The 22,470-nt window shown below is 34.4% G+C and carries 33 protein-coding genes; 13 read left to right on the top strand and 20 right to left on the bottom strand.

Annotated features, from left to right (window positions below; translation table 11 throughout):
- Positions 1-63: 63 nt before the first annotated feature.
- The 20 genes from NSQ62_RS07995 to NSQ62_RS07900 all read right to left on the bottom strand — a co-directional run bounded on the left by NSQ62_RS07995 (position 64) and on the right by NSQ62_RS07900 (position 10,149).
- The gene (locus NSQ62_RS07995) at positions 64-369 is read right to left on the bottom strand and encodes a hypothetical protein (RefSeq protein ID WP_341323405.1); all 306 of its coding nucleotides are present in this window, start codon (positions 367-369) and stop codon (positions 64-66) included.
- 76 nt (positions 370-445) lie between these two features.
- Positions 446-655, bottom strand: a complete 210-nt coding sequence (locus NSQ62_RS07990) for a hypothetical protein (protein WP_341323404.1) — start codon at positions 653-655, stop codon at positions 446-448.
- Positions 656-709: 54 nt separating this feature from the next.
- Positions 710-916 (bottom strand): hypothetical protein, encoded by a 207-nt coding sequence (locus NSQ62_RS07985; protein ID WP_341323403.1) that lies wholly within the window; start codon positions 914-916, stop codon positions 710-712.
- A gap of 21 nt (positions 917-937) precedes the next feature.
- Positions 938-1,126, bottom strand: coding sequence for a hypothetical protein (locus NSQ62_RS07980; RefSeq protein WP_341323402.1), 189 nt, complete (start codon positions 1,124-1,126; stop codon positions 938-940).
- Positions 1,127-1,345 (bottom strand): hypothetical protein, encoded by a 219-nt coding sequence (locus tag NSQ62_RS07975; protein ID WP_341323401.1) that lies wholly within the window; start codon positions 1,343-1,345, stop codon positions 1,127-1,129.
- A 109-nt stretch (positions 1,346-1,454) separates the two neighbouring features.
- Positions 1,455-1,793 carry a hypothetical protein gene (locus tag NSQ62_RS07970; RefSeq protein ID WP_341323400.1) on the bottom strand — a complete coding sequence of 113 codons (339 nt, stop codon included), beginning with the start codon at positions 1,791-1,793 and terminating at the stop codon, positions 1,455-1,457.
- Between the two features lie 16 nt (positions 1,794-1,809).
- Positions 1,810-2,043, bottom strand: coding sequence for a hypothetical protein (locus tag NSQ62_RS07965; RefSeq protein ID WP_341323399.1), 234 nt, complete (start codon positions 2,041-2,043; stop codon positions 1,810-1,812).
- A gap of 119 nt (positions 2,044-2,162) precedes the next feature.
- Positions 2,163-2,345 carry a hypothetical protein gene (locus NSQ62_RS07960; protein ID WP_341323398.1) on the bottom strand — a complete coding sequence of 61 codons (183 nt, stop codon included), beginning with the start codon at positions 2,343-2,345 and terminating at the stop codon, positions 2,163-2,165.
- A 36-nt stretch (positions 2,346-2,381) separates the two neighbouring features.
- Positions 2,382-2,723, bottom strand: a complete 342-nt coding sequence (locus tag NSQ62_RS07955) for a hypothetical protein (protein WP_341323397.1) — start codon at positions 2,721-2,723, stop codon at positions 2,382-2,384.
- 163 nt (positions 2,724-2,886) lie between these two features.
- On the bottom strand, positions 2,887-3,234 hold the full coding sequence (locus tag NSQ62_RS07950; protein ID WP_341323396.1) for a hypothetical protein: 348 nt from the start codon (positions 3,232-3,234) through the stop codon (positions 2,887-2,889).
- A 282-nt stretch (positions 3,235-3,516) separates the two neighbouring features.
- Positions 3,517-3,795 (bottom strand): stage V sporulation protein S, encoded by a 279-nt coding sequence (locus NSQ62_RS07945; RefSeq protein WP_341323395.1) that lies wholly within the window; start codon positions 3,793-3,795, stop codon positions 3,517-3,519.
- Between the two features lie 59 nt (positions 3,796-3,854).
- Positions 3,855-4,157, bottom strand: coding sequence for a hypothetical protein (locus NSQ62_RS07940; protein WP_341323394.1), 303 nt, complete (start codon positions 4,155-4,157; stop codon positions 3,855-3,857).
- 25 nt (positions 4,158-4,182) lie between these two features.
- Positions 4,183-4,386, bottom strand: coding sequence for a hypothetical protein (locus NSQ62_RS07935; RefSeq protein WP_341323393.1), 204 nt, complete (start codon positions 4,384-4,386; stop codon positions 4,183-4,185).
- A gap of 126 nt (positions 4,387-4,512) precedes the next feature.
- On the bottom strand, positions 4,513-4,704 hold the full coding sequence (locus NSQ62_RS07930) for a hypothetical protein (RefSeq protein WP_341323392.1): 192 nt from the start codon (positions 4,702-4,704) through the stop codon (positions 4,513-4,515).
- The gene (locus NSQ62_RS07925; RefSeq protein ID WP_341323391.1) at positions 4,698-5,042 is read right to left on the bottom strand and encodes a hypothetical protein; all 345 of its coding nucleotides are present in this window, start codon (positions 5,040-5,042) and stop codon (positions 4,698-4,700) included. Before NSQ62_RS07925 ends, NSQ62_RS07930 begins: the two co-directional genes overlap by 7 nt.
- Before the next feature lie 87 nt (positions 5,043-5,129).
- On the bottom strand, positions 5,130-5,636 hold the full coding sequence (locus NSQ62_RS07920; RefSeq protein WP_341323390.1) for a hypothetical protein: 507 nt from the start codon (positions 5,634-5,636) through the stop codon (positions 5,130-5,132).
- On the bottom strand, positions 5,609-5,845 hold the full coding sequence (locus NSQ62_RS07915) for a hypothetical protein (protein WP_341323389.1): 237 nt from the start codon (positions 5,843-5,845) through the stop codon (positions 5,609-5,611). The genes NSQ62_RS07920 and NSQ62_RS07915 overlap by 28 nt, the downstream gene beginning before the upstream one ends.
- 19 nt (positions 5,846-5,864) lie before the next feature.
- A complete protein-coding gene (locus NSQ62_RS07910) occupies positions 5,865-6,101 on the bottom strand; it encodes a hypothetical protein (protein ID WP_341323388.1) in 237 nt (78 codons plus the stop codon).
- A gap of 679 nt (positions 6,102-6,780) precedes the next feature.
- Entirely contained in the window at positions 6,781-7,803 is a 1,023-nt protein-coding gene (locus NSQ62_RS07905) for a hypothetical protein (RefSeq protein WP_341323387.1), read from the bottom strand.
- 27 nt (positions 7,804-7,830) lie between these two features.
- Complete coding sequence (locus NSQ62_RS07900; protein ID WP_341323386.1) at positions 7,831-10,149, bottom strand: AAA family ATPase; 2,319 nt, start codon at positions 10,147-10,149, stop codon at positions 7,831-7,833.
- Positions 10,150-10,375: 226 nt separating this feature from the next.
- On the opposite strand from NSQ62_RS07900, the gene NSQ62_RS07895 reads away from it, so the two are divergent.
- The 13 genes from NSQ62_RS07895 (at position 10,376) to NSQ62_RS07835 (ending at position 22,449) form a co-directional block, all read left to right on the top strand.
- Entirely contained in the window at positions 10,376-10,933 is a 558-nt protein-coding gene (locus tag NSQ62_RS07895; RefSeq protein WP_341323385.1) for a hypothetical protein, read from the top strand.
- A gap of 42 nt (positions 10,934-10,975) precedes the next feature.
- On the top strand, positions 10,976-11,383 hold the full coding sequence (locus tag NSQ62_RS07890) for a hypothetical protein (RefSeq protein WP_341323384.1): 408 nt from the start codon (positions 10,976-10,978) through the stop codon (positions 11,381-11,383).
- 185 nt (positions 11,384-11,568) lie between these two features.
- Positions 11,569-12,813 (top strand): PhoH family protein, encoded by a 1,245-nt coding sequence (locus tag NSQ62_RS07885; RefSeq protein ID WP_341323383.1) that lies wholly within the window; start codon positions 11,569-11,571, stop codon positions 12,811-12,813.
- 24 nt (positions 12,814-12,837) lie between these two features.
- Positions 12,838-13,089, top strand: a complete 252-nt coding sequence (locus tag NSQ62_RS07880; RefSeq protein ID WP_341323382.1) for a hypothetical protein — start codon at positions 12,838-12,840, stop codon at positions 13,087-13,089.
- Positions 13,090-13,131: 42 nt separating this feature from the next.
- On the top strand, positions 13,132-13,749 hold the full coding sequence (locus NSQ62_RS07875) for a hypothetical protein (RefSeq protein ID WP_341323381.1): 618 nt from the start codon (positions 13,132-13,134) through the stop codon (positions 13,747-13,749).
- Between the two features lie 409 nt (positions 13,750-14,158).
- Entirely contained in the window at positions 14,159-14,353 is a 195-nt protein-coding gene (locus NSQ62_RS07870) for a hypothetical protein (RefSeq protein WP_341323380.1), read from the top strand.
- The gene (locus NSQ62_RS07865; RefSeq protein ID WP_341323379.1) at positions 14,350-14,547 is read left to right on the top strand and encodes a YonK family protein; all 198 of its coding nucleotides are present in this window, start codon (positions 14,350-14,352) and stop codon (positions 14,545-14,547) included. Before NSQ62_RS07870 ends, NSQ62_RS07865 begins: the two co-directional genes overlap by 4 nt.
- Positions 14,537-15,766 carry a hypothetical protein gene (locus NSQ62_RS07860; protein ID WP_341323378.1) on the top strand — a complete coding sequence of 410 codons (1,230 nt, stop codon included), beginning with the start codon at positions 14,537-14,539 and terminating at the stop codon, positions 15,764-15,766. The genes NSQ62_RS07865 and NSQ62_RS07860 overlap by 11 nt, the downstream gene beginning before the upstream one ends.
- A 241-nt stretch (positions 15,767-16,007) precedes the next feature.
- Positions 16,008-16,628, top strand: a complete 621-nt coding sequence (locus NSQ62_RS07855) for an ATP-dependent Clp protease proteolytic subunit (RefSeq protein WP_341323377.1) — start codon at positions 16,008-16,010, stop codon at positions 16,626-16,628.
- Positions 16,629-16,716: 88 nt separating this feature from the next.
- The gene (locus NSQ62_RS07850) at positions 16,717-17,616 is read left to right on the top strand and encodes a hypothetical protein (RefSeq protein WP_341323376.1); all 900 of its coding nucleotides are present in this window, start codon (positions 16,717-16,719) and stop codon (positions 17,614-17,616) included.
- Positions 17,603-19,393 (top strand): terminase family protein, encoded by a 1,791-nt coding sequence (locus NSQ62_RS07845; RefSeq protein ID WP_341323375.1) that lies wholly within the window; start codon positions 17,603-17,605, stop codon positions 19,391-19,393. The genes NSQ62_RS07850 and NSQ62_RS07845 overlap by 14 nt, the downstream gene beginning before the upstream one ends.
- Positions 19,394-19,407: 14 nt before the next feature.
- Positions 19,408-20,907 carry a hypothetical protein gene (locus NSQ62_RS07840; protein ID WP_341323374.1) on the top strand — a complete coding sequence of 500 codons (1,500 nt, stop codon included), beginning with the start codon at positions 19,408-19,410 and terminating at the stop codon, positions 20,905-20,907.
- 87 nt (positions 20,908-20,994) lie between these two features.
- Positions 20,995-22,449 (top strand): hypothetical protein, encoded by a 1,455-nt coding sequence (locus tag NSQ62_RS07835; RefSeq protein WP_341323373.1) that lies wholly within the window; start codon positions 20,995-20,997, stop codon positions 22,447-22,449.
- Positions 22,450-22,470: the final 21 nt, after the last annotated feature.

Genomic DNA, 22,470 nt, shown 5'->3' with positions numbered 1-22,470 from the left:
AAATCTTTACACACGATAATGGACAAGCTAACCTATATGCGAACAACCTCGCTCCCCCTGCACTCAACTATTCTCCCCCAATAAAAACAACGCGACTTGTTCGATCCAGGGATATTTATAATAAGGTATTGTAAAATCAGTAGCACCCGTAAAATATGTGAACTCTTCATAATAAGGCAGCCGTTCGGATTCAATTGGATATTTCTCTTGCAGCATCAATAACTCTTTACACCAACCATAATACTTTTCCTCACTAGCCATTGGCGAATGCAATTCATGATACATAAAGGAATGGACTAATATTTGTCTACGCCTTTGTGTTATTTTTGCAATTTCCTTTCTTCTCATATGATGCATAGACAGTTCCACAAATATCACCTCTTTGCTACAATTATTACTTCAGCCGCAAACAACCATACATGTAACTATTTACAATTGGAATAAGCTATATGTGCAATGTATCTCTATGTAGTTGCATTAAAACATGCAATAATTGCGCTTCATCAGTTTTAACCTCTTCATCCAAACCATTTGTCGCTTTTTCTGCTTTGTCTCTTAAAAATTTCGTTGCTCCACTGTCATCTCCAAATGTACCAGAACTCAACATGATCCAATTGCCTAATGTACTATCCAAACCGAGTGATAACTTTTTCATTCGTTGCCTCTCCTTTTCTAGTTAATGTCTGGTTCATCTTGCACTAGACCCCACCTATGATAAAACGGTATTCAAAAATTCATACAAGGCGATCATATGCGCTTTATTCATTGAACTTTTTGGCTGTCCAACAAACCACCAATTTTCACTCTCGCGATGTATTTCAATGGACATTACAGTTACACCAAATGGACTTTCTGTATAATCGTACAGACTATATTGTGAGCAGCTTCCACTTCCACCGATCTTTTCAAATTTCATGTGTATCACTCCTAAAAGTTTTTACTCATATGCTTCAATCTCAATCAGTTCATTTAAAGTTATTTCCTTCACTACATAATCGCTTGTTGGTACTAACTTATAAATTCTCTTTAAAGTTTCAATTTGCAGCAATGCTAACTCTTCACTTTCAAATACACCATAAATAGTCTGGCCTTCTTGATGGTCACGTTTTAATACATATAGATTCATCTAATCTTCCATCTCCCCATTCATATTTGCATATTCCTCATAAGCATCTGCAATAACTTCGTCATAAAATTGTGCTCCATCAAGATGTCGTTTACGCTTCTTCGAGTGATTTGTGATTGATGCTAAGTAAAGATGGTTATCTCTTTTAGCAGTTAAGCTTTGAATCGATTTCTCTTGATATGGCAATAGCTGCACTTGCTCTTTCTTTAATTGATCCATTTTAATTACTCCTTCTCAAAATATTGAAGGGGGGCATAATTGTAGATAAGACCGCCCCGCCCTTTATGTTTTATTGTAATAAATTACTTTTGTGAGTAGTTTTCTTACTTCAACTGCCTACATATACAACAATCACAGATTCCCACTCATACTTTTCGATTTCTACTTTTGCTAACTCATGAATTTCCGCATTTTGCTCATCATTGATGGTCTGACTCCCATACTTATCTGAGTAAATGTCATCCTCAATCATTTCAAGCAAATCATCATGCTCATCATTAAAAATCACACGCTCATCATTGTACACAGTCATTTCAGCAATTTCGATTCTTATTATTTCTCCTAATGAATAGGCATAATCATCGTTTCCTTCAGTCGAGTACATGAATACTAATCTGCGTTTTGGATATAGGAGAAGCGCATTTAGCAGCTCTTGTTTTTTATTCATAGTAAACTTCCCTCGCTTAATTATTGGATTCTTCTAAAGAACTTAGTTCATACCAATACACAAGCCTATTTTGCATTTCGTCATTGTATATGCCTACTAAACCTCTTTTATCTCGCTTAGAAGTGACAACATACTCTCCCCTAGACCCCGCAAAATAAGGGTTGTTCCAATAGACACGCTCACCGACTTTAAAGCCTATATCACCAAACAACCAAATCTTAGTAGCACGAATAATCTTTTTGTAAGACATTTACTTAATCCACCGATCTACAATATAAATAATGTAATCTAAGAAAATACGCACATTCTTCTTAAACATCAAATTCACCGCTTTTCTCTTTTCATATCTTGCACAGTAGGGCATACTATTTACAGTTCTACTTCAAATATAGCCCATTTAAAGACGGTTTCATAGTGTTCATTAGTGTAATGCCCTCTTAATTCTTTCCCTACTTCTAACTTAACTTTTCCAACGATTTTAAATTTCTTTGAAACATATTCAGTCAGAATTTGCTCTACTTCTTTAGTTGTCAAGGTGACTGTCGTTTTCATTTTTCTCCTCCGTTTTGTAGAAGTGAAGCAACATCTTCATGCATAATGCGCTACAATTACATCAACAGCTTCCGATGCAACGGAGCAAATCACATTTGCTTTACTTATGGCCTGACGCGCATATTCTTCATAACCATAAACTTGTACAACAACGGTATACTGATAAATTGCCCTTAATTCTCCAACTACTAATGAGTTATTTATACAAACTAAATAATTTGAACCTATAATTATTCGAGATTCCTCCTCTGTATAGACTTTCCTTTTTTTACTTAATTCGTACACCGTGTTTTCTGTAATGCTCCAGTGCATGTTCATGAGCATACTTAGTTGATGACCAGGCCATTTCTTTAATGATCTCTTTATTGTCTCTTGCAAAATAAGCGAACCCCATCGTGTCACATGCATAGCGATATTGACCATCTTCAGAATCATGAGAATAGCAACCGTCATTCGGACATATCGATTCTGAAGGATATTGCTCCCAATAATAAAGCCCGCAATTTGCGCAATAATATTCTCTTTCCACGTTAGCTCTCCTTTATCCAATCCCTACCATTTCTTTAGGTGGCAGCGGAATTTCCTGTGTTAGTGGTCGCCATAGGTGTAAGCAGTTTGGATGATTATTAATGTGATCCTTCTTAGCTGGATGCAATTGCATGACTACTTCATCTTCTTCAAAGAATAAATCCTTTAATGCACACATTGTTTTCCATGAGGGCACTTTATGTTTATGTGAAATGCTTACATGCTCCCAATCGCCACCATCCGAAACAACTACAAGATATTCTTCACCTTTAATCTTTAATTTGAATGCACCACTAGTCGCATCACCATAATGTCCAGCAATCTCAATACGAAATCCGTCCAAATAAGATATGTCTTTCATTATATCTCCCCCATATCATTACATTGGTTCTTTGATTATTTTTTGCTCACTTGATCCTTTTTAACTTTAGTATTTAATCCATTATACAACTTTTGTTTTTCAGTGAAGTTCTTAATCTGTGTGACACTTAAATCTAACTCAAAATGCGCATTGAACATTTTCGTTAATTCTTTGAAACTGCGGCCATGTATATTTGTAGCAAGAAACAAAAACTCATTCATTGAAAAGCGATGATGTTTACGACTCCGTTGAAACATATATTCCATCCCTCCAGTAAAGCGATTACTTTAACTCAATGGTGTTTACTTTTTTTACTACCATTTTTAGTGCAGTACGTTGTTCCCCATCAATCGTAATATCTTCAAATGCTGGATAACAAACTAGATCTAATCCAGATGGTGCAACATATCCTCTTCCAATTGCAATTGCCTTCATTGTTTGATTAACTGCGCCTGCTCCAACCGATTGAACCTCTACCCAACCACGCTCTCGGATAGATGCTACAATTGCGCCTGCGAGTGAACTCGGTTTTGAATTTGTTGATGCTTTCAACACTGTCATATTAGTTTCTCCTTTTTATCACACAGAGTTATCTTAGTTGTTTTGTGTGCTCTTTTTATTTAATGTTCTTCATAAACTTGTCCTACATTTGGATTGCCTTTTTTCATTTGCTTTTCCGCAAAATCTTGTAACGTTCTCCAAAAAGCAATAGCCTCTTCTTCATTATTTGCTTTCATATCAAGCTCTACTTCTGCAATATAACAATCAATCGACTGATAACATTTTTGAATATTCCACAAGCCCCATTGCCCGTCTACACATTCAATTACGGGTGCATATATGTTCTTTATTTTACTATTTGCAATGCGTTCAATTTTGCGAACTTTATCATAATGTTCTTTTGTGACTACGATTTTTACCATGTTTATCCCCGCCTCCTCTTTACAATTAAAGACTGGTTACTTCCCAACTATTCCCGCACCATTGACAAACCCATTCTTTTTTTAATTTTTTATGTTTCTCGATGTGTTGACATTTACTACAAAAAAGCCCCGCATAAGAATTTTCTGGACATCGTTCCAATTCCCTCAAAATAAATGAAGTTTCATTGTGCTCATCAGCTATGGTTCTATTCGTTTGCTCTCTCGACATGTCAGCACCTCCACACTTCATATTTTAACCTACAATTACATTAATTTACATCCTTTTATAAAAAAAATTTCTAACCAAATATACAAGTAATTAGCACTGTTGCAGCTACTATCATTGAGCGGCTTTCTATTTGTCCAACCCTCTAATTAACTTGCCTATCCATGAACCGATTAAGTCTGGATTTTTAACGAAATACGCAATAACAACTACTTCCGTAATCACTCCAACAATCATGAGTATTCCAACGAAAGTTATAAACCACTTTACGAATTTCCTAGTACGACTACTTCGATTTTGTACGCGTTGATATTTCACCATTCTCTTCCATCTCTTAATAAGCTATTTAATTGAATACCTATTACGCCTCTTGGATGCTCTTCAAATTCTTTAATTAACTTTTCAAGCCATTTGACTGCGCCATCGTATGTTCCCCAGCCATTAGGTGAATTAAATTTATTGAAATATACTGGATTTTCTTTTAGCTTAATTAATCCTTGTTTTAATTTAGGTAAGACTTCATTTGCTGTTTTACCTTCAGACTCGTAAAGTACCGAATATATTCCCGCTTCCCGCCACATACCAATAAGATTGTGTGTGACATTTTTGCTTACTAACTCTGTCTTAATAGTAGCTGTTAACCAAATATCTAAGCTCATAAAAAACCCCTTTATGCTTTATTTTGTGTGCCAAAGTAATCACTTATTGTATAAATATTCATTTAGTTGCTCAAATTGTTTTTACATTTAATTGCTCAATTGTTTTTCTAATATTATATATCTATCAGCTTCATCTTCTATTTGTTCATATAAAAAATACGGCAATAGAAATTGCGCTTGATCTTTAAATGCTTCGAGTTCATGAATTTGCGCCTCCGCTTGCAGAATTGCTATTTGCATTTCTTCTTCACGTTGCAGCAGCAGCCTAATATCTTCTCTTGCATGAGCGATAAAATCAGCATTATTATCACTTATATAAATACCAGGCTTGCCGCTTACGTGATATGCTTCAGTAACGATAGGACTAGGAGCTTTTAATTGATTGTGAACATATTCCGTTCCAATGCGCACACTAAATTCGTCACGGTACACTTTCCACGGCCCATTTGTAGCTTTTTTTGCTCGTTCCTTGATTTTAGTTAACTCTTCAGCTTTCATAAATACCCCCCATTCATTAATACTTAAATATTTTTCAAAATTTACTTTTGTTATTGCTTTGTATTTATTTATGTCTGTCTCACGATTTTTATGCATTCATCTAAATTTTCCCATCCTACTTCCGCATATAAATATTGCTCATGATTCAATTCCAAAATCAAATCACTACCTTCGGGCAATTTACTTATAAACACATGAACATTTCTTGAAGGGATAACAATGTCCGTAATTAGAGATTCATTCCCATTAACATCTGCTATCACCATACCTACTGAAACATAACCTACTGCTTTTAATGAAACCATAATCCCTTCTCCCCTTTACTTATATCTCTACCCAGCCAATTATACCGTGGTACTTTAAGCTTACCAAATACATATCTTTTTGAATCCGTTCATCATAACCGAAATACTCAATATACATGGGCTGCCCATAGCTTGATAGATCAATCTCATTTAAATGTTTTTCTACGGCCTCCCTTACATCCGTCACATTTTCTACGAGCACAGCGGTTTTCAGACTATCAACTAAAGCACCAGCATGGAGACGAAAAAGTGTCATAAATTACCCCTTTCAATTTTTTTATTACAGACTAATATATATATATATTTTACAATTTGCAATAAAAATACATATAATACTCTCTTTCGTATTAAATTCTCGCGTTCAAACCGAATTCTTATTAATCGCTCCGTATGCCATTCAGACCTCTCAGATTGCCCCAGAATCGATTTTTATTAAAAAGGTGATAAATATATCATGCTAGAGCTAAAATTGAGTACAAGCTATTTTGAAGCGTTATTTTGAAAATTTATTTATATTATTCTTCTACCTCATAAAAACCTTCGGCTACCGTAATACTTTCATCTGTGTTCCTCACTCTCCTCTATGTGCTTATTTGATTCAAAAATCGGTAAAACTGGTGACAGGCCATTTTTGGTAAACGCATAGTTTTTTGCGAACGCTTAAAAAAAGAAAAATCCCAAAAAACGTCTCAAACCCTTGATACGACTGGCTTCGCGCCACCTAAAAATCGTTTAGACAAGAATTTTGGTTTCGGTTTAGTTGGAGTGCTACGCAGTAGCGCTACGGCTAAACCGAAACCAAAATTCTCAAAGAGAGCAACGAATTTAAAATTTGAACATATTAACGGGCAATTATTATTATTATTATATATATATATATTATTACCGCTAACAGTTATTACGTTCAAATTTTGATTCGCTGTCATTCAATCATTTCAATTCGTCTTTAAAGTTGCTTGCGATGCAGTCTTTAGTGTAATTAATCGTGTAATGAGTTCTTCATTGTCGGCTACATATTGTGCGCTGCGCCTTGCCTCTGTAATGTAATCCGTCTTGTCAGCGACCAAAGCTTCTTGATGACGCTTCTCCGCATTCTTACGCAACTGCTCACATAGCAATTGATTCAACTGGTTCTGTAAAGATTCCTTTCGGGAAGGATCTTGAATCACATATGTTAAGCGTTTTTCTTCTTCCAGTTGGTTATTTAAAGTAATTTTATACGCACTGTATGTGAACTGCAAAATACATTCAGAATTAGCATGTTGTTTATTGTATAAGCTCCTGACTTGTTGTGAGAATTTTTTTGACCGCGATTTACTAAGGATTAAGTCTCTCATGTTTGCATATCCAAACTGTTCTTGTACCTGGTGTTGCAATTGCTGGATAACATGTCGCTCTTGAGGTGTAATCTCTCTATACAATAACTTGGAATTATTCTCGGTTCGGTACGCAAGCATGATTACTTTTTCATAATGGATTAATTCCTTTTGCAACAAGTTTTTTAATACGACCTCAAACGCATTTTTAAAAGTCTTGTTTGTAGTATTAAAAAAGTCCAAAAATATCCCCTCTGGAATGTTCATTTCTGCTTGCATTAGTTTTACTTTTTTTTCATCATAAATAAAGTTTTCCTGCATCATCTCTACTTTACATAAAAGGTTGTTACGTGTTGTACAAATTTCCGATATATTTCGTGTAACTAAATAATCCATTACTAAAGCTTGCAATAGCTCACTATAGAATCCTTTTCGCCCTTTGCTTGCTTTGTCTTTTATTGGTGCTGCGTATACTTCCTTAATTCGAAATGAATGGCCTTCTCTTTCTAAGGAGCAATGACGAGCGAGTTCATTTAGCTGCGCTTGCTTAGAATTGCCGCCTGCAATCTTTATTCCTAAAAAGACGCAAAGTTCCTTATAGTTTTTGAAAACCATGTTTTCTTTTAAGTTCTCAATTTTCATAATCACTACCTCTTTATCATTTTTTATTTATGTCATTTCGTTAATAAATTCTTGTAAAAATGTTCTACGACTGTTGCTGGCATCGGTTTTAATTGCGGTGTGGAGCGCATTGGTTTCTACTAAAGCTTTCCCTTTTTCGGAAGCACGGGTTAATGCCGTATACACCAGTTGTTTACTTAATAACTTATATGAACCAAAGTCTAAAGCAAATACAACATTTTTAATTGAACTTCCTTGTAATCGGTGAACAGTCGCAGCATAGGCCATGTCGATTTTATCTAGTTCTGCAACATCTAAAGCAATTACCCCTTCATGACCTTCTAAACGGATAAAAATAACAGTATCGCTTCCGTTGCGAGCAATCTTGTCGATATAGCCTAACGTCCCATTGAATAAATCAAATACATACGGTTTTATAATTCTTTGTTGCTCATATGTTAAAACTTGATTTATATCTGTAAAATTAACGAAATTCAATACTTCAAAATATTTATTGGTGCTTGGGAATTTAAGCTTATTATACACATTGCCTTTCGTAATGATTTTATCTCCCTCTTTAAATTCATAGGCACTAGTCTTAATAGACGGTTTATTTCCCCCATTGAACACTTCTTGCAAACGAATATTCAAATTTTTAACGCTCAATTCGCCTCGCTCTTTATTAGACACAATGACTTGAAAATCAAAGTGATCTTCAGGCGCTTTTATTTTTTCTTTATATGATTCCGCAATCTCAATAATTCCACTGAGAATTTCTTTTTTATCGCGGTAAGCAAACAGTGTTTGATCGTTGGCTTCTCCATATTCTACTATATTTGCTTCGTTGTAGGAAAGTGGTTGTATTCCCTTACGAATACTGTTTGCTAACATTAAAATACCACTTTTTGCAGCTTGTCGGTGTACTTGTGTTAATTCATATTTAGGAAATAAATTTGTAGCAAGTAGATCCCGTAAAACATCACCAAAGCCAATCGCAGGCAATTGACCACTATCGCCAACAAGAATTAGCTTCGCGCCAGTTCGAATTGCGCTTACCACACTATAGACTAAAAGTGCATCATTCATTGACATTTCATCCAAAACTATGACTTGATAGGATAAAGGGTCAGTCTCGTTGTGTTCAAATTTCCCACCTATAAAACCAAGCATTCGGTGAATGGTAGATGCCTCTATATTGCGCTGAGATAAGATGTTTACTGCTTTTCCGCTAAGAGCAGCGGTCATATAATTCACTTTATCTAAAGAGTCAATTATCCCTTTAACGGTTGCCGTTTTTCCTGCTCCAGCCAAACCATTTAAAATTATTACGCCATGCTGTGAGCCTTCAATAATAACTTTCCGTTGCTCCTCAGTAAATTTAAACCCCTGCGCCATCTCAGTTTGATTTAAGCGAGATGCGATAACACTAATGTCGGGCGGTATATAGCTTTGATGTATGCGCAGCAGATGTTGAAGTATCATTTTTTCAATTTGCCTTGTGTGTGTTAGAGCAACTTGAATATCGTTTTGAAAAATTTTATTTGAAGACATATTAATGAGCGTACTTTCTACTATCCCTTTTGATAAGCCAAGTGTTTCAGAGACTACATCTAAGATTTCGCTTTTGATTGACCAGCTATGCCCCGTATCAATATCCTTTTTAATGTAGTAGACAAGACAAGCCTCAATCCTTTCTTTACTGTTAGGATCGTCACCTCTTTTTAATGCCATTTCATCTACCGTTTTAAACCCAAACGATTTAATATTACAAAGCTCGTATATATCATTTTCAATTGTTTCAAGGGCTAACATTGCGGAACGGCCAAAATGCTGTAGGATTTTAGTAAGTCGGTTTGTGGAAATGTCCAATTGATTTAGCACTGTAATTAGTTCTGCCAGAGATAAGTTGGCTTTGATTCTCGCTTTAATAGTTTTAAGTGATTCAGCCTTAATTCCTTTTGTCATTGCGGTGTTTACTTTGTCTGCCAATATAAAGTCAACTAGCTTTTCATGTGGATAAGCAGCTTTTAAGGCACTGAGTTGGTTTTCGGTAATAATAACTTTTAAAAATTGTTCTTGAGCGTTGGCCGTTTCTAATTTCTCGGATTCAACAGCTAATATCTTATAAAAGATGCCATATTTTTTATGATTATGCGGCCCTTCAAGCTTCATTTTGTATTTTCCGTCTTGTATTAAGCGATGTGTTTGACCTTGAATTGCAATACTGCCAAAAGAAGTTCTTATAAATCGCTTATCGTAATTGACTGGATTGCAAGCGTAAATTCCATGTAGCGTATCATTATTATAAAAAACCTCTTTTTCAATCCACACTTCTACTTCGTACTCCATTATTGTATTATCTCCCATCAAATAACCCCTTTGTTTAAAATACAACGCTAAACAACTTAATGTCGGTTATATTTCAATTTTTTATTTTTATTAACATAAATAAAAATTTATTTTTTTTTACTGTTTAAAAATCTCAATTTTAAGAAGATAATAAAAGTATAGGAAATATAATAGTTTCCTCCCCCCCGCATTATTAAGTAGTTCCCCGCACAACAAGTCGCTAGTGTTACATGGAGGTTTTGAATTGGGCAGCGTTAAAATTGACTTAGAAAGTAAAGGGCTTTTTTATAAAAACCTCACGTTTTCAGATATTAATGTAGTACGCCTCTTAATTGAGTTTAGATATAAATACGACAACTATTTATATAGTGAAATGAACAATACGTATGATGTAGCTGGAGAAGTACAAGGTATAAATACCGAGCTATTATCTACTTATGCATCGTTAGACCAAATTATTAATCAATGTGCTTTTAATGAATCTCAATTGCAAATCATTAAGCTCTATGAGCACGGTTACAGCTATAAAGAAATTGCAGAAAAACTAGGTTTAAAATCAAATGAAAACATTCGGAAGCGCCTTAATACTATTTGCAAAGAAATCGTAAAACAAAATTTATGGAACTGGCGAATGACGATTTATCACCATACGCTTAACCTAAAACTAAAGGATTGCTCCAAATGTAAAAATAAATTCCCCGCAATTGATGAGTTTTTCGGCCAAGACGCGCGAAACAAAGATGGTTGCAAATCCTACTGTCGTAAATGCGAAAACAGCGTTCACACGGAAAAACGTAGGTAAATCCCCTCCCAAAGATATGAATGGTTTTAGAGGAGTTATTTTATGAAATTGAAATTTTCAAATGGCGAGTCATTTTTATTCTCCGATCTAATCGAGCCAGAAGAAAGATTAGCCGAAATTAATTACTTTTTAAAGACGGAGCTAGTGTTTGACAATATGAAAATGACTGTTGAAGAATACTTTCGCTACACTTGGAACGATTTAAATACAGTACACATCATGGATAAAATTAGTTTTTATCTCAGCAAGATGCCCAATCAAAGAGGCAAGCACGATAAAGCGTTACTCTCAAAAAATGATGAAATGGAAATGAATAAAGGTGTTCGATGGACTACTAAAGGACACAAAAAAGTAGCCGAAAAAGCACGATACATTAACTTTTCAGATTCAAGTATTGAAGAAAAAATAAGTCTTGGATTACATGATACAGATGAATTTAATAGTCATTAACATAAGTAAATTTTTAAATATCCCCCGATAAATATTTTTACCCTCGTAAAATAAAAAAGTGAACAAAGAGTGTAAAACTCTATCCTCTCACAATAACAACATGAAATTGACCGCACTGTTTGTAGTCTCTGGAATGTTTCAAATGGCTTTTTGCACTCTTTGTTTTTGATATGGAGATATGAACTATGGTCGATAAATACTGCTTAGTTGATACAAATGCTTTTATTTCTAACTTAGATAATATTAAAGGCTTCAAAAAAGTTGTCCTCGGTAGCGTGTTGCGAGAATTGGATAAACTAAAAACTTCAAGAAATGAAGAATTAGCTTATAGAGCGCGTGAAGCTGTCAGACATATTAAAGAAAATCAAAATGATTTATATTTTGATCTTGTAGATTATGATGCAGAGCAAATTTTAGGTGAAGCATTCGAAAACACCTATGTAGACAATCGGATTATCGCTTGTCTTGTGGAAAACCCTAATTACACCCTCCTTACAAATGACATCTTGCTCCTACTTAAAGCAAAAGCTTTTGGCATTGAAACAATTGAACTCAACGAAGGTTTTGAAAGCTATGAGTCGGATTATAAAGGATTTAAAGAAGTTGAAATGACCCCGAAGGAATTTCAAGATTTTCATGATACTCGAATTGATAAGAATGAATTCGATTTATTAGTTAATGAATATTTAATTATTAAAGATCCCTTTACAAAAGAACCTTACCAGGCATTGAAATATAACGGTGAATATTATATCAGTATCAAAAGTAAAGCTTTGAAGTCATTGCGACTTGGTGAATTTAAAGCGCGTGACTTGTATCAAGCATGTGCAATTGATGCAGTTTTAACAAATCAGTTTGTAATGTTCCGTGGGCGCGCAGGTGTAGCAAAAACACAAATTGCTTTAGCGTATGCAATGCAGCAGTTGCAGGCTGGAAAGTACAGCAAAATCATAGTCTTTTCAAATGCTGTGCCGACTTATGGTGCTTATTATCATGGATTAGTTAAAGGTGATTTAAAAACAAAATTATTAGATTCCTCTATCGGAAATATTCTGGCTGCTAAAATGGGCAGTTACGATCAAGTAACAGCAATGTTGCTCACAGAAGAATTAGTAATTTTACCAATGAGCGATATTCGCGGCTTTGATAGTACGGGAATGAATGCAATTATTCTCATCACAGAAGGACAAAACACATCGCGTGAATTAATGAAATTAGCGATTCAACGTACTGGTATAGATTGCAAGCTTATTATCGAAGGCGATAATTCAACGCAGTTGGATGATAAAGCATTTGAAGGTGTCAATAACGGAATGCGAGCAGCAAGTGAAGTATTCAGAGGTTTAGATTATTATGGTGAAGTTGAACTTCAGACTATTTATCGCTCCCCTATCGCAGAACGTGCAGAATTAATGACATTACGTAAATAAAACGAGCTACAAGGAGGCGCTAATTTGCTACACATTCGTAAAATTAAAACAATGTATGGCTTACGATACGCAGTAGTGGATTTATTCCCCTACTATAAAACCGTGGTTAACAAGCTAAATAAAAAAGTCGAATATGTTAAAGCGGCCGAGTATCATTCCATTGAATATCAAGAAAACGGTAAAATTAAAGTAGCCATTTTTGAGCTATCGGCTGAAGGTTTAGAACGTGCTAAAGAAGTTCAAAGTGCCTTTCGTAAAGGCAAAAGCTTTGTCTAATTAGTACGAGTACCAATCGAAAAAAAGGAGCGGATTAAACTTATGTCATTATCAATCGCTGGGGCACTGGTTGAGTTAAAATTGTTGGACAAACGTATTGAGAAGGCAACGAATAACGCTTTATTTGTATCGATTAAGCAAGGTAAGGATGTTCCAAAATTATTTAAGAATATTGACGAAGTGAATGCAACAATTAAGGCTAGTCAACAATCGGTCACTGATCTAATCAAGCGCCGAAATGTTATTAAAAGTGCAATTGTAGTTTCTAATGCAACAACAGGCGTTACGATTGCTGGAGAAACAATGACTGTTGCCGAAGCAATTGAACGTAAAAATTCCATTGAATATGACAAAGCTCTCCTATTTAGCTATCAACGTCAATTAGCTGCTTCAATCAAACTTGTTGATAAACATAATTTGGACGTTATGCAACGTGCAGACATGATGGTACAGACTTTCCTCGGTAATGATAAAAGTAAAGCTTCTGAAGCTGAAAGTTTACGTAGCAATTTCTTAGAATCTCATAGTGCTTCATTAGTTGATCCTATTGATATTAAAAAAATCATTAACAACCTAGAACTGTATATTGATAATTTTGAAGCGGAAGTTGATTTAGTATTGTCTACCTCTAATGCTATCACCTATTTAGAAATTGATTAATCTATTTGTATAACCAATTTGCTAATTAATTGAATTCCAATATAACTAAACACGCCTATAGAGCAGCGTTATGCTCTTACTATAATTTATGAGGTGCGAACCTTTAAAATATAACTATATTACACAACAAGTGGATGTTGGGTACTGACAAATAGTATGAAAGTTCAACGTTAAATGTTCAGTGTTTAGTGTTCAAGTATTAAAGTTCTTAATTATCAGTATTGAAAATTCAATTAGTAAAGTTTTATAAAATCTAGGAATTACGGATGAAGAAGTGTTTGTTTACTTGACTTCATTGGAAGCCGCCTAGCTGATTAGTTAGCATTTAATTGTAGTTTGAAATGAGAATAAGTTGTTTTAATTTGATTTAATTTGAGATTACAAGAAGTGAGTTTAAGGAGATGGTTGAGTGTTAACCCGATATGAACGAAGAAAAGAAGCACGAAAAAATAAACAAACGTTTGCTCCTCAATATAGTGGGCCGCAACCTAAAACTTTTGAGGAGTTTTATGGTGTTGGATATGAACGTTTTAATAATAAATTTGTCACAATCAAGGAAACTGAAGAAATTAAAATGACGGAGCAAAAGGAGATTACTAAATGAAACATGTGAATCAAACAAGCGGCAAAGGCTTTCTTGAAATTGATTGGGAAGCGGGAAAAGCTACTTTAACTTCATTTACAAAAGATGATGAATTGACATATGACTTTTTTAAAGAATTAGAAGCTTTTAATAAAAAAAACGTTAGTTTTTCAATTAAAGAAGAAAATGAGATTGATGTGATCGATGATAAATGAAAATCTAAATCACTCAATTATTAACCGCAAACAAGATGAATCTGATTTTCAATATAAAATCCGATTATGTATGGCAAAGTTAAATAAAGAGTTGGATTTAGATTGGCTTGAATTAGTGGAGTTATTGGAACTAAGCTGTAGTTCTGACCATTTGAGAAAACTTTCATACGCCTGGAGAGAAATGTTAGCCGAACAGGAGCAAGCTGCTGCTGGCACACTTGATAATCAATTGTTGCTGGAATTAGAAGCGAAAAAGAAAGATATAGAACTAGCTAAAATTCAATTTCAAGATCAAAAGCGTGAATATAAACAATATCTACGTCATGAAGGACGTTTAGACCACTTACTAAAAAAAATGTTGGATTCAATCAAAGACGACATTAATAATAAAAAACCTCTTGAATGGCTCTCCCCTTCCCCAAAAAACAATACTAATGGAGTATTGGCACTACTATTAAGCGACTTGCACAAAGGCATGGTAACTAATAATTATTGGAATAAATACAATGACAATATTTTTTATCTGCGTTTGAATCAGTTGACTCAAGATGTGTTAGAGCATCAAAAATTAACGGGCGCTAGTGAAATTCATGTTTTTGAATTAGGTGATGCTATTAGCGGTATCATTCATCGAATGACAAAGCTTTCAGAAACAGAAAATGCAGTAGAATCGACTCAGAAAATTGCAGAAGCTTTATCAGAACTACTTTCTGTTCTTAGTAATAATTTTGAAAAGGTTCATTACTATAATGTTAAAGGTAATCATGATCGAGCAGCTTCACGTAAAGAAGAAGAGGTTCGTACAGAAAGTTTTCATAACTTCATCGTATGGTATATGAAAGCTCGCCTTCACGCTCACCAAAATATTGTCTTTCACGATAATCAACTAGATAGTGAAATTATTGTTGCTGAGATTCTTGGCAATCACTACTTCGCGGTTCATGGTCACTTAGATGGACTTGGTAAAGTAGTTCAAGATTTAACAATGATGACACGGATTTTCCCTACTGCCGTATTCCTCGGCCATTACCATAAAAACTTTGAAAATGAATATCATGGTGTTGACTTAGTTGTTAACGGCTCATTTGGCGGTACGGATGATTATGCGAAAGATGCTCGTTGGACAAGCAAGCCTCACCAAAAATTATTGTGGCTAAATGAACATGGGCGTAAAGCTACGTTCTATATAAATTTTCAAACAAAAGAAACAACACAGTGATGCCTAGACCGACCGAAGCCCCATAAGTAAAATTTTATAATACAGGATGATATAAATGAATTTCTTACATTCCATCATTGAACGAATCAAAGATATTATTTTCTTAATTTACGTAGTTGGAATAATTAAGATACACAATTTAAATGAGAAGTTTCAAAACTGGCTTAAAAGCTAACGATTACGGAAATGATAGACAATCTCTATCCGCTATCCTCTACTCAATACTTAGGAGGAAAATTATATGAGCGAAAAAAAACCAAATTTTTTTGGATTAAGTGACGAATATTTAACTTTAGACTTTCCTGCAAAAATGGAAGATTATCAGATGTGGGAAGCTTATCACCAACGCAAAATTCTATTTAATGATGAAGTGGACTCAAATATCGTAAATACTATTGTTTATTGGATTATTAAATGGAATGAAGAAGATGATAAGGCTGGTTTAGTTGGCGATGAGCGTCAACCAATTAGAATCTTTATTACAAGTAATGGTGGCGATACGGTTGCGGGATTCGCTGCAATTGATGCGGTAATAGCAAGTAAAACAAAAGTAATGACAATAGCTGTTGGTTGTGCAGCCTCAATGGGAATTTTACTCTTAATGAGTGGACACGTTCGCCTAGCATATCCTAATACAGTTTTATTAATCCACGATGGTTCATTGGGTGCGCATGGAACAAGTAATAAAGTGAAGTCAACAATGGCTTTCTACGATAAATTAGATCAACGAATTAAAAAATTCATCCTAGAAAACACAACCATTTCAGAAGAATTATATGATGAAAAAGCTGATATTGAATGGTTTATGTTTGCAGATGATGAAGGTATCAAATATGGGATTGTTGATGAATTATTAAATTAGTTGAATTATTAAGGACTTTCTGCGGAGAGTCTTTTTTTAATTCAATTAAACAACACCCCTCTTTGATACAGAGAAGGAGTAGCTTTATATGGTACAACTAAAAAAACAAAAAGAAAAACCAACAAAAAAAATATGTGAATTATGTAATTTACCTAAAGTATTAAATGATTATTACAATGCAGATATAATGTTTTTCCCATCTGGAAAGATGCATATTTGTAAGGCTTGTGTACTACAAATTGTCGATGAAAATGGACATGAAGGATTGCTTGGATTATTACGCATTATTAATAAGCCCTTCTATCAAAACCTTTTTAAAGGTGATGTACGGGATTACGTTCGTATGGTCAATTCAATGATGCAATATAAAAACGTGGGATTTACCGATTCAGACTCGTTAGTTGCTTTAACTGATATTAGTAATATAACAAAAAAAATAAAGCCTACTAAATTAACTGTGCAAGAATATCAAAATGCTGTGGATTTTTGGGGCGAAGGTTATACGGAAACGGACTTTATTTGGCTAAGTGGTGAATTTGCTGAATTCGGTTCGCAATATGATATTTCGGGAAAATCAATGGAAAATCTAATTCGTGAAATTTGTTTAACTCAACTTGATATTCGTAAAAAACGTGCTGCTGGCAAAGATGTAAAGAACGAATTAAAGACGTATCAAGATCTACTTGGTTCATCTAATCTAAAGCCAATGCAAGAGACTGGCGCTCAAAGCGTTGAACAAGAGACATTTGGAACACTCGTAAAAAAATGGGAAGAAACAAGACCAATTCCAGATGAAGAGCAATGGAAATCTACTGATAAAGTCGGAAAATATCTGTCTGTTTGGTTCACGGGACACTTAATGCGAATGCTTGGAATTGAGAATAAAAATGAAGAAGAGTATTATGCTGAATTGGATCAATACACCGTCTCCTCTGAAGAACTATTAGATGACTTAGATAATGAAGGTGATCTAAATGACGGGATTTAAAAATTTTCAAGTTAATCGAAATAAATCGACTAGAGGTATGAATATATTTGATACTGGTCGAAATCATAGAACTGTACAGTCGAAATCAGAAAAGATGATGAGCGGTATTGCTATTTGGGCATCTTGGTACAGATTCAGAATGGATATATTTGCAAGAGATTATTTAGGTATTCAACTGAAATTATTTCAAGTATTACTGATTTTCGCAATGCAAACTAATAACTATTTCATGTACCTCGCCTCGCGTGGTCAAGGGAAAAGTTTTTTGTCTGCTGTTTATGCTGTTTGTCGGTGCATTTTGTATCCTGGAACTATTGTAGTAATTGCGTCTGGAACTAAAGGTCAAGCCACCAGTGTACTCAAAAAGATAGAACAAATTATGATTAACTCCCCTAATTTAAGGCGAGAAATTTTAGACTTGAAGCTAGGTGTAAATAGCCCAGGCTGTTTGTTTCATAATGGCTCAAGCATAATGGTTGTTACTTCAAATGACAATGCACGTTCTGCGCGAGCACATGTAATTCTTATTGATGAGTTTCGTCAAGTGGATTTACCGATTATTACAAAAGTTTTAAGAAAGTTCTTAACAACTCCTCGACAAGCAGGCTATCATGCATACCCAGAATATGAGCATTTACAAGAGCGTAATAAAGAAATCTATTTAAGTTCTTGCTACTATAAATCACATTGGTCGTGGGATAGAGCGCAAACTTATTTTAAATCTATGATTGAAGGTAAAAAGTATTTTATTTGTAGTCTCCCCTATCAACTAGCAATTAAAGAGCGACTGCTTATGAAAGAGCAAGTACTAGATGAAATGTCAGAAGCAGACTTTGACGCAATTGGATGGGAAATGGAAATGCAAGCCTTATGGTTTGGAGAAAATGAAAAGTCATACTTTAGTTTTGAAGACCTTAATAAAAATAGACGAGTAGCTAAAGCGTTCTACCCTTCTGAAATTGCTGATTATATTAATGATAAGAAACCATATGCAAAAAAAGAAACAGGAGAAATAAGAATTATTTCGGCCGATATTGCAACAAAAGGCGGTAGCGCAAACGATGCTACGGCTATTTTTTGTGTGCGATTAATTCCTACTGTGGATGGTTATGAGCGTCATGTTGTTTATTCAGAAACATTTGATGGTGGAATCGTAAGTGAGCAGTCACTACGAATTAATCAACTTTTCAATGAATTTGCGGCAGACTATCTTGTACTTGATACATTAAATGCTGGAATATTTTTATTAGACGTTTTAGGACAAGGACAAATTGACCCGCGAAACGGCCAAGAATATCCTCCATTGAAATGTATGAATGATGACGAATTAGCGAAGCGTTGCGTTTACCCAAATGCACAAAAAGCTATTTACTCTATACAAGGTACATCCAAGCTAAACAGTAAAATTGCTGTTACGATGAAAAATTCTTTGCGGAATAAAAAACTAAAACTGATGCTGCATGAGAATGATGCGGAGGAAATTTTAGAGACATTAAAGGGCTATAAAAGCTTGCCCGAAGATATAAAAATTAAATTTAAAATGCCTTTTATTCAAACAAGCTTACTTATTAATGAAACAATTAATCTTGAAGCAACTTACAACGATCAAGGCGAAGTATCATTGAAAGAAATTGGTTCAGCACGTAAGGATAGATATAGCTCATTAAGCTATCTAAATTACTTTGTTAGCCATTATCTTGAACCAAAAAACAGAAAAACAAAGCAAGAATTTAAACCCGCTCAATTATTTATGTATAAAAAACCTAAACTTTACTAGAAAGGAGGATGCACATGTCAAAAGAATTGGTAAATCAGAAGATTAACGAAGAAGATGTGGAATCAAAGAAACAGGCGCTTTTAGGACAGTTTGCTACCGCAATTCGCAAGATGAACACAAAAAATCTTAATAAAGCCTTATCCCCTACTCCTACTGCACTGGCTAGATTCGACTCTAAAATGGTTGCAGAATATTTACAAAATCCCGCTAAATACGAAAAACAGCTACGTCAGTTATCGAATTATCTTTATAATGTTTCATCCCAATATCGTCAGATTGTACGACATTTTGCTACGTTACCAACCTACGATTATACATTAAATATTGTTGACATCCCTTTAAAGTTTAACGCAGATAAAATTACTAAAGCATATGAAAAATCTGCTCAATACGTAGATAAATTAAATTTAAAACATGAGATGAGTAAAGTTTTAAAAGTAAGTTTTAAAGAAGATGTTTTTTACGGGTATGAACATGAGTCAAAAGATTCTTATTTTATTCAACGGTTGAATGCAGATTATTGTCAAATATCATCTATTGAAGATGGTGTATTTAACTTTGCATTTGATTTTAGTTATTTTGATAAGTATCCCACTGAGTTAGAACTATTTCCAGAAGAGTTTAAAGTGAAGCACCTAGTTTACACCTTAAACAAACAATCAAATAAATGGCTTGAATTAGATTCAAACAAAACAATTTGTATCAAAATTAATGATGATGTTACTGACTACGCTCTTCCCCCTTTTAATACTGTATTTGAGTCCATCTTTGATTTAGACGATTATAAAAAAATCAAAAAATCTAAAGCTAAAATGGATAACTTCCTATTACTATCTCAACAAATCCCAATAGACGATAAAACTTCAGACATTGACGTTTTTAAAATAAGTTTAGAGACAGCCATGCTTTTCCATAATCAATTATCTTCTGCTGTTCCCGATGGTGTCGGTGTAGCTACTTCTCCAATGGAATTATCTCCTATTAAGATGGAAAAAAACATTAGCGATATGGATACAATTGCGCAAGCGCAGCGCGAAGTTTATACGGATTCTGCTATTTCTCAATATCTGTTTAATTCAGATAAAAATACGTCCGTTGGTATTAGTAAAAGTATCATGGCCGATGAAAACCTTTTGTATAACACGCTGAATCAAATTGAGCGATGGATTAATCGGAAACTAAAAAAACAATCTGGGAACTTGAAGTTTTACATCAAATTTATTGATACAACAAATTTCAGTCGTAAAGAAGTGTTTGATCGCTATTTAAGAGCAGCGCAATTTGGCGCTCCCGTAAAAATGGAAATGGTTGCCTCGTTGGGGTTATCTCCTATTGAAATATTAAATAAGACAAAACTAGAGAACGAAATTTTTAAACTTCAAGATTTATTTATTCCTTTAACTTCTTCTCATACTCAAACAGATGGTAGCAATACAGGAGTTGGAAGACCACAAACTTCTGAAGATGAAAGATCAGATAGCCGACAAGTTGATATTGATAACTTAGAAGATTAAAACCAATTAAAACTAATTAAAACCAATTAAAACTAATTAAAACTAATTAAAACTAATTAACTTCTTTCTATGAAAGGTGGTGATACAGTGACAGAAAAAAAAGTAAACACTAAGCTACCAGCGATCTTTCAAAACATTAAACAATATGAAAAAGATGACGCTAGATTCTTGAAAGTGAAGATTTGGCTAATGCACACAGGAATTAATTTTAATGGCTCAAGCTTCAGTAAAGAAGTTGTCGAAAACGCAATTCCTACTTTAGCAAACACACCAATCTTAGCTTTTATAGAAGAAAATTCAGTAGGAGAACAGGATTTTAGCGACCATCGTTTAGTTCTTCATCGTAATGAAGAAGGCGAAATTAATTTGAAATATTTAGGTTCTGCTGTAGGGGTGATTCCCGAAGCGAATAACGCCCGTTGGGAAATGCGTGTCACAGATTCAGGTGAAGAAAAAGAATATTTAGTAGTGGACGCATTAATGTGGACTAAGTGGGATGAGCCAACTAACATCATGAAACAAAAAGGTATTACAAGTCAATCAATGGAGTTGTCGGATAAGTACTCTGGCACATTTGATAAAGATGGAGTTTTCCAATTTGAGACATTTGAATTTTTTGGCGCTTGCTTACTCGGAGAAGATGTTCTTCCAGCAATGCAAAATTCTACAGTAGAGATCGAGTTTTCTAAACAAGAAGCTCTACAAAATACTATTGAGAAAAAGATGCAAGAATTCTACACGCTATTTTCTCAAGAAGGAGGTACAGAAATGGAAGACAATAACGAATTAGATGTAAATACTAATCTTGAAGAAGAAGTGCAAGATGAAGTAGTTTCTACAAACACAGAGTTTGAACTTGAGCCAGTAAATGAAGAGGTTACGCCCGATACAGAGCTTGAATCTAATGAGCCTGTTGTTAATGAGCCGATTCAAGAGTTCGCTCTTTCTGGTGAACAAATGAAGCAGCAAATTAGAGCCGCTTTAAGTAAAGAAGATCATATTGATCATTGGGGTGATAAGTGTCGCAGCTATTGGTACGTAGATTATACGGATACATTAGTAATTTTTGAAAATATCAAAGATGGTTATCAACTTTATCAAGCGCCTTACGCTATGACTGGCGATAACGTTGAAATTAAATTCGAAGAGTCTGTAAAAGTGAAGATTGAGTATGTGCCGTTTGAAGGTGCTGCAACATCTTTCGCTTCAAATTTTGAACGTATTGAAGCAGAAAAATTAGCAAATGAGCTTCAACTCGATGAACTACGCGCTTACAAGCGTCAACGTGAAGAGTTAGATATTAAAGCAAAATTTGCTGATAAATTATCAGAAGAAGAATTTACGAATGTCTTTGAGGCAATGAAAGATGCGGAAATCCAAGACGTAGAAGATAAATTATTTGCGATCTATGGTAAGAAGAATTTTTCAGTAGTTTCAAATATTCCAAATGCAGAAGTAAATAAAGTTGCTTTACCTTTATCAAAAGAAGAAAACGTAGTCCCTACTCCGTATGGCGGCCTTTTCGAGAAATACAATAAATAAGAAAATTTTTAGGAGGAAAAA

The organism is Solibacillus sp. FSL H8-0523 (assembly GCF_038051985.1).
Classification (GTDB): Bacteria; Bacillota; Bacilli; order Bacillales_A; family Planococcaceae; genus Solibacillus.
This window is presented reverse-complemented; position numbering and strand designations above follow the sequence as displayed.

Excerpts from the sequence above, each read along its gene's own strand:
- NSQ62_RS07990 (WP_341323404.1), bottom strand. The coding sequence starts at position 655 with ATGAAAAAGTTATCACTCGGTTTGGATAGTACATTAGGCAATTGGATC.
- NSQ62_RS07985 (WP_341323403.1), bottom strand. The coding sequence starts at position 916 with ATGAAATTTGAAAAGATCGGTGGAAGTGGAAGCTGCTCACAATATAGT.
- NSQ62_RS07980 (WP_341323402.1), bottom strand. The coding sequence starts at position 1,126 with ATGAATCTATATGTATTAAAACGTGACCATCAAGAAGGCCAGACTATT.
- NSQ62_RS07975 (WP_341323401.1), bottom strand. The coding sequence starts at position 1,345 with ATGGATCAATTAAAGAAAGAGCAAGTGCAGCTATTGCCATATCAAGAG.
- NSQ62_RS07970 (WP_341323400.1), bottom strand. The coding sequence starts at position 1,793 with ATGAATAAAAAACAAGAGCTGCTAAATGCGCTTCTCCTATATCCAAAA.
- NSQ62_RS07965 (WP_341323399.1), bottom strand. The coding sequence starts at position 2,043 with ATGTCTTACAAAAAGATTATTCGTGCTACTAAGATTTGGTTGTTTGGT.
- NSQ62_RS07960 (WP_341323398.1), bottom strand. The coding sequence starts at position 2,345 with ATGAAAACGACAGTCACCTTGACAACTAAAGAAGTAGAGCAAATTCTG.
- NSQ62_RS07950 (WP_341323396.1), bottom strand. The coding sequence starts at position 3,234 with ATGAAAGACATATCTTATTTGGACGGATTTCGTATTGAGATTGCTGGA.
- NSQ62_RS07945 (WP_341323395.1), bottom strand. The coding sequence starts at position 3,795 with ATGACAGTGTTGAAAGCATCAACAAATTCAAAACCGAGTTCACTCGCA.
- NSQ62_RS07940 (WP_341323394.1), bottom strand. The coding sequence starts at position 4,157 with ATGGTAAAAATCGTAGTCACAAAAGAACATTATGATAAAGTTCGCAAA.
- NSQ62_RS07935 (WP_341323393.1), bottom strand. The coding sequence starts at position 4,386 with ATGTCGAGAGAGCAAACGAATAGAACCATAGCTGATGAGCACAATGAA.
- NSQ62_RS07930 (WP_341323392.1), bottom strand. The coding sequence starts at position 4,704 with ATGGTGAAATATCAACGCGTACAAAATCGAAGTAGTCGTACTAGGAAA.
- NSQ62_RS07925 (WP_341323391.1), bottom strand. The coding sequence starts at position 5,042 with ATGAGCTTAGATATTTGGTTAACAGCTACTATTAAGACAGAGTTAGTA.
- NSQ62_RS07920 (WP_341323390.1), bottom strand. The coding sequence starts at position 5,636 with ATGCATAAAAATCGTGAGACAGACATAAATAAATACAAAGCAATAACA.
- NSQ62_RS07915 (WP_341323389.1), bottom strand. The coding sequence starts at position 5,845 with ATGGTTTCATTAAAAGCAGTAGGTTATGTTTCAGTAGGTATGGTGATA.
- NSQ62_RS07910 (WP_341323388.1), bottom strand. The coding sequence starts at position 6,101 with ATGACACTTTTTCGTCTCCATGCTGGTGCTTTAGTTGATAGTCTGAAA.
- NSQ62_RS07905 (WP_341323387.1), bottom strand. The coding sequence starts at position 7,803 with ATGAAAATTGAGAACTTAAAAGAAAACATGGTTTTCAAAAACTATAAG.
- NSQ62_RS07900 (WP_341323386.1), bottom strand. The coding sequence starts at position 10,149 with ATGGGAGATAATACAATAATGGAGTACGAAGTAGAAGTGTGGATTGAA.
- NSQ62_RS07890 (WP_341323384.1), top strand. The coding sequence starts at position 10,976 with ATGAAATTGAAATTTTCAAATGGCGAGTCATTTTTATTCTCCGATCTA.
- NSQ62_RS07885 (WP_341323383.1), top strand. The coding sequence starts at position 11,569 with ATGGTCGATAAATACTGCTTAGTTGATACAAATGCTTTTATTTCTAAC.
- NSQ62_RS07875 (WP_341323381.1), top strand. The coding sequence starts at position 13,132 with ATGTCATTATCAATCGCTGGGGCACTGGTTGAGTTAAAATTGTTGGAC.
- NSQ62_RS07865 (WP_341323379.1), top strand. The coding sequence starts at position 14,350 with ATGAAACATGTGAATCAAACAAGCGGCAAAGGCTTTCTTGAAATTGAT.
- NSQ62_RS07860 (WP_341323378.1), top strand. The coding sequence starts at position 14,537 with ATGATAAATGAAAATCTAAATCACTCAATTATTAACCGCAAACAAGAT.
- NSQ62_RS07855 (WP_341323377.1), top strand. The coding sequence starts at position 16,008 with ATGAGCGAAAAAAAACCAAATTTTTTTGGATTAAGTGACGAATATTTA.
- NSQ62_RS07850 (WP_341323376.1), top strand. The coding sequence starts at position 16,717 with ATGGTACAACTAAAAAAACAAAAAGAAAAACCAACAAAAAAAATATGT.
- NSQ62_RS07845 (WP_341323375.1), top strand. The coding sequence starts at position 17,603 with ATGACGGGATTTAAAAATTTTCAAGTTAATCGAAATAAATCGACTAGA.
- NSQ62_RS07840 (WP_341323374.1), top strand. The coding sequence starts at position 19,408 with ATGTCAAAAGAATTGGTAAATCAGAAGATTAACGAAGAAGATGTGGAA.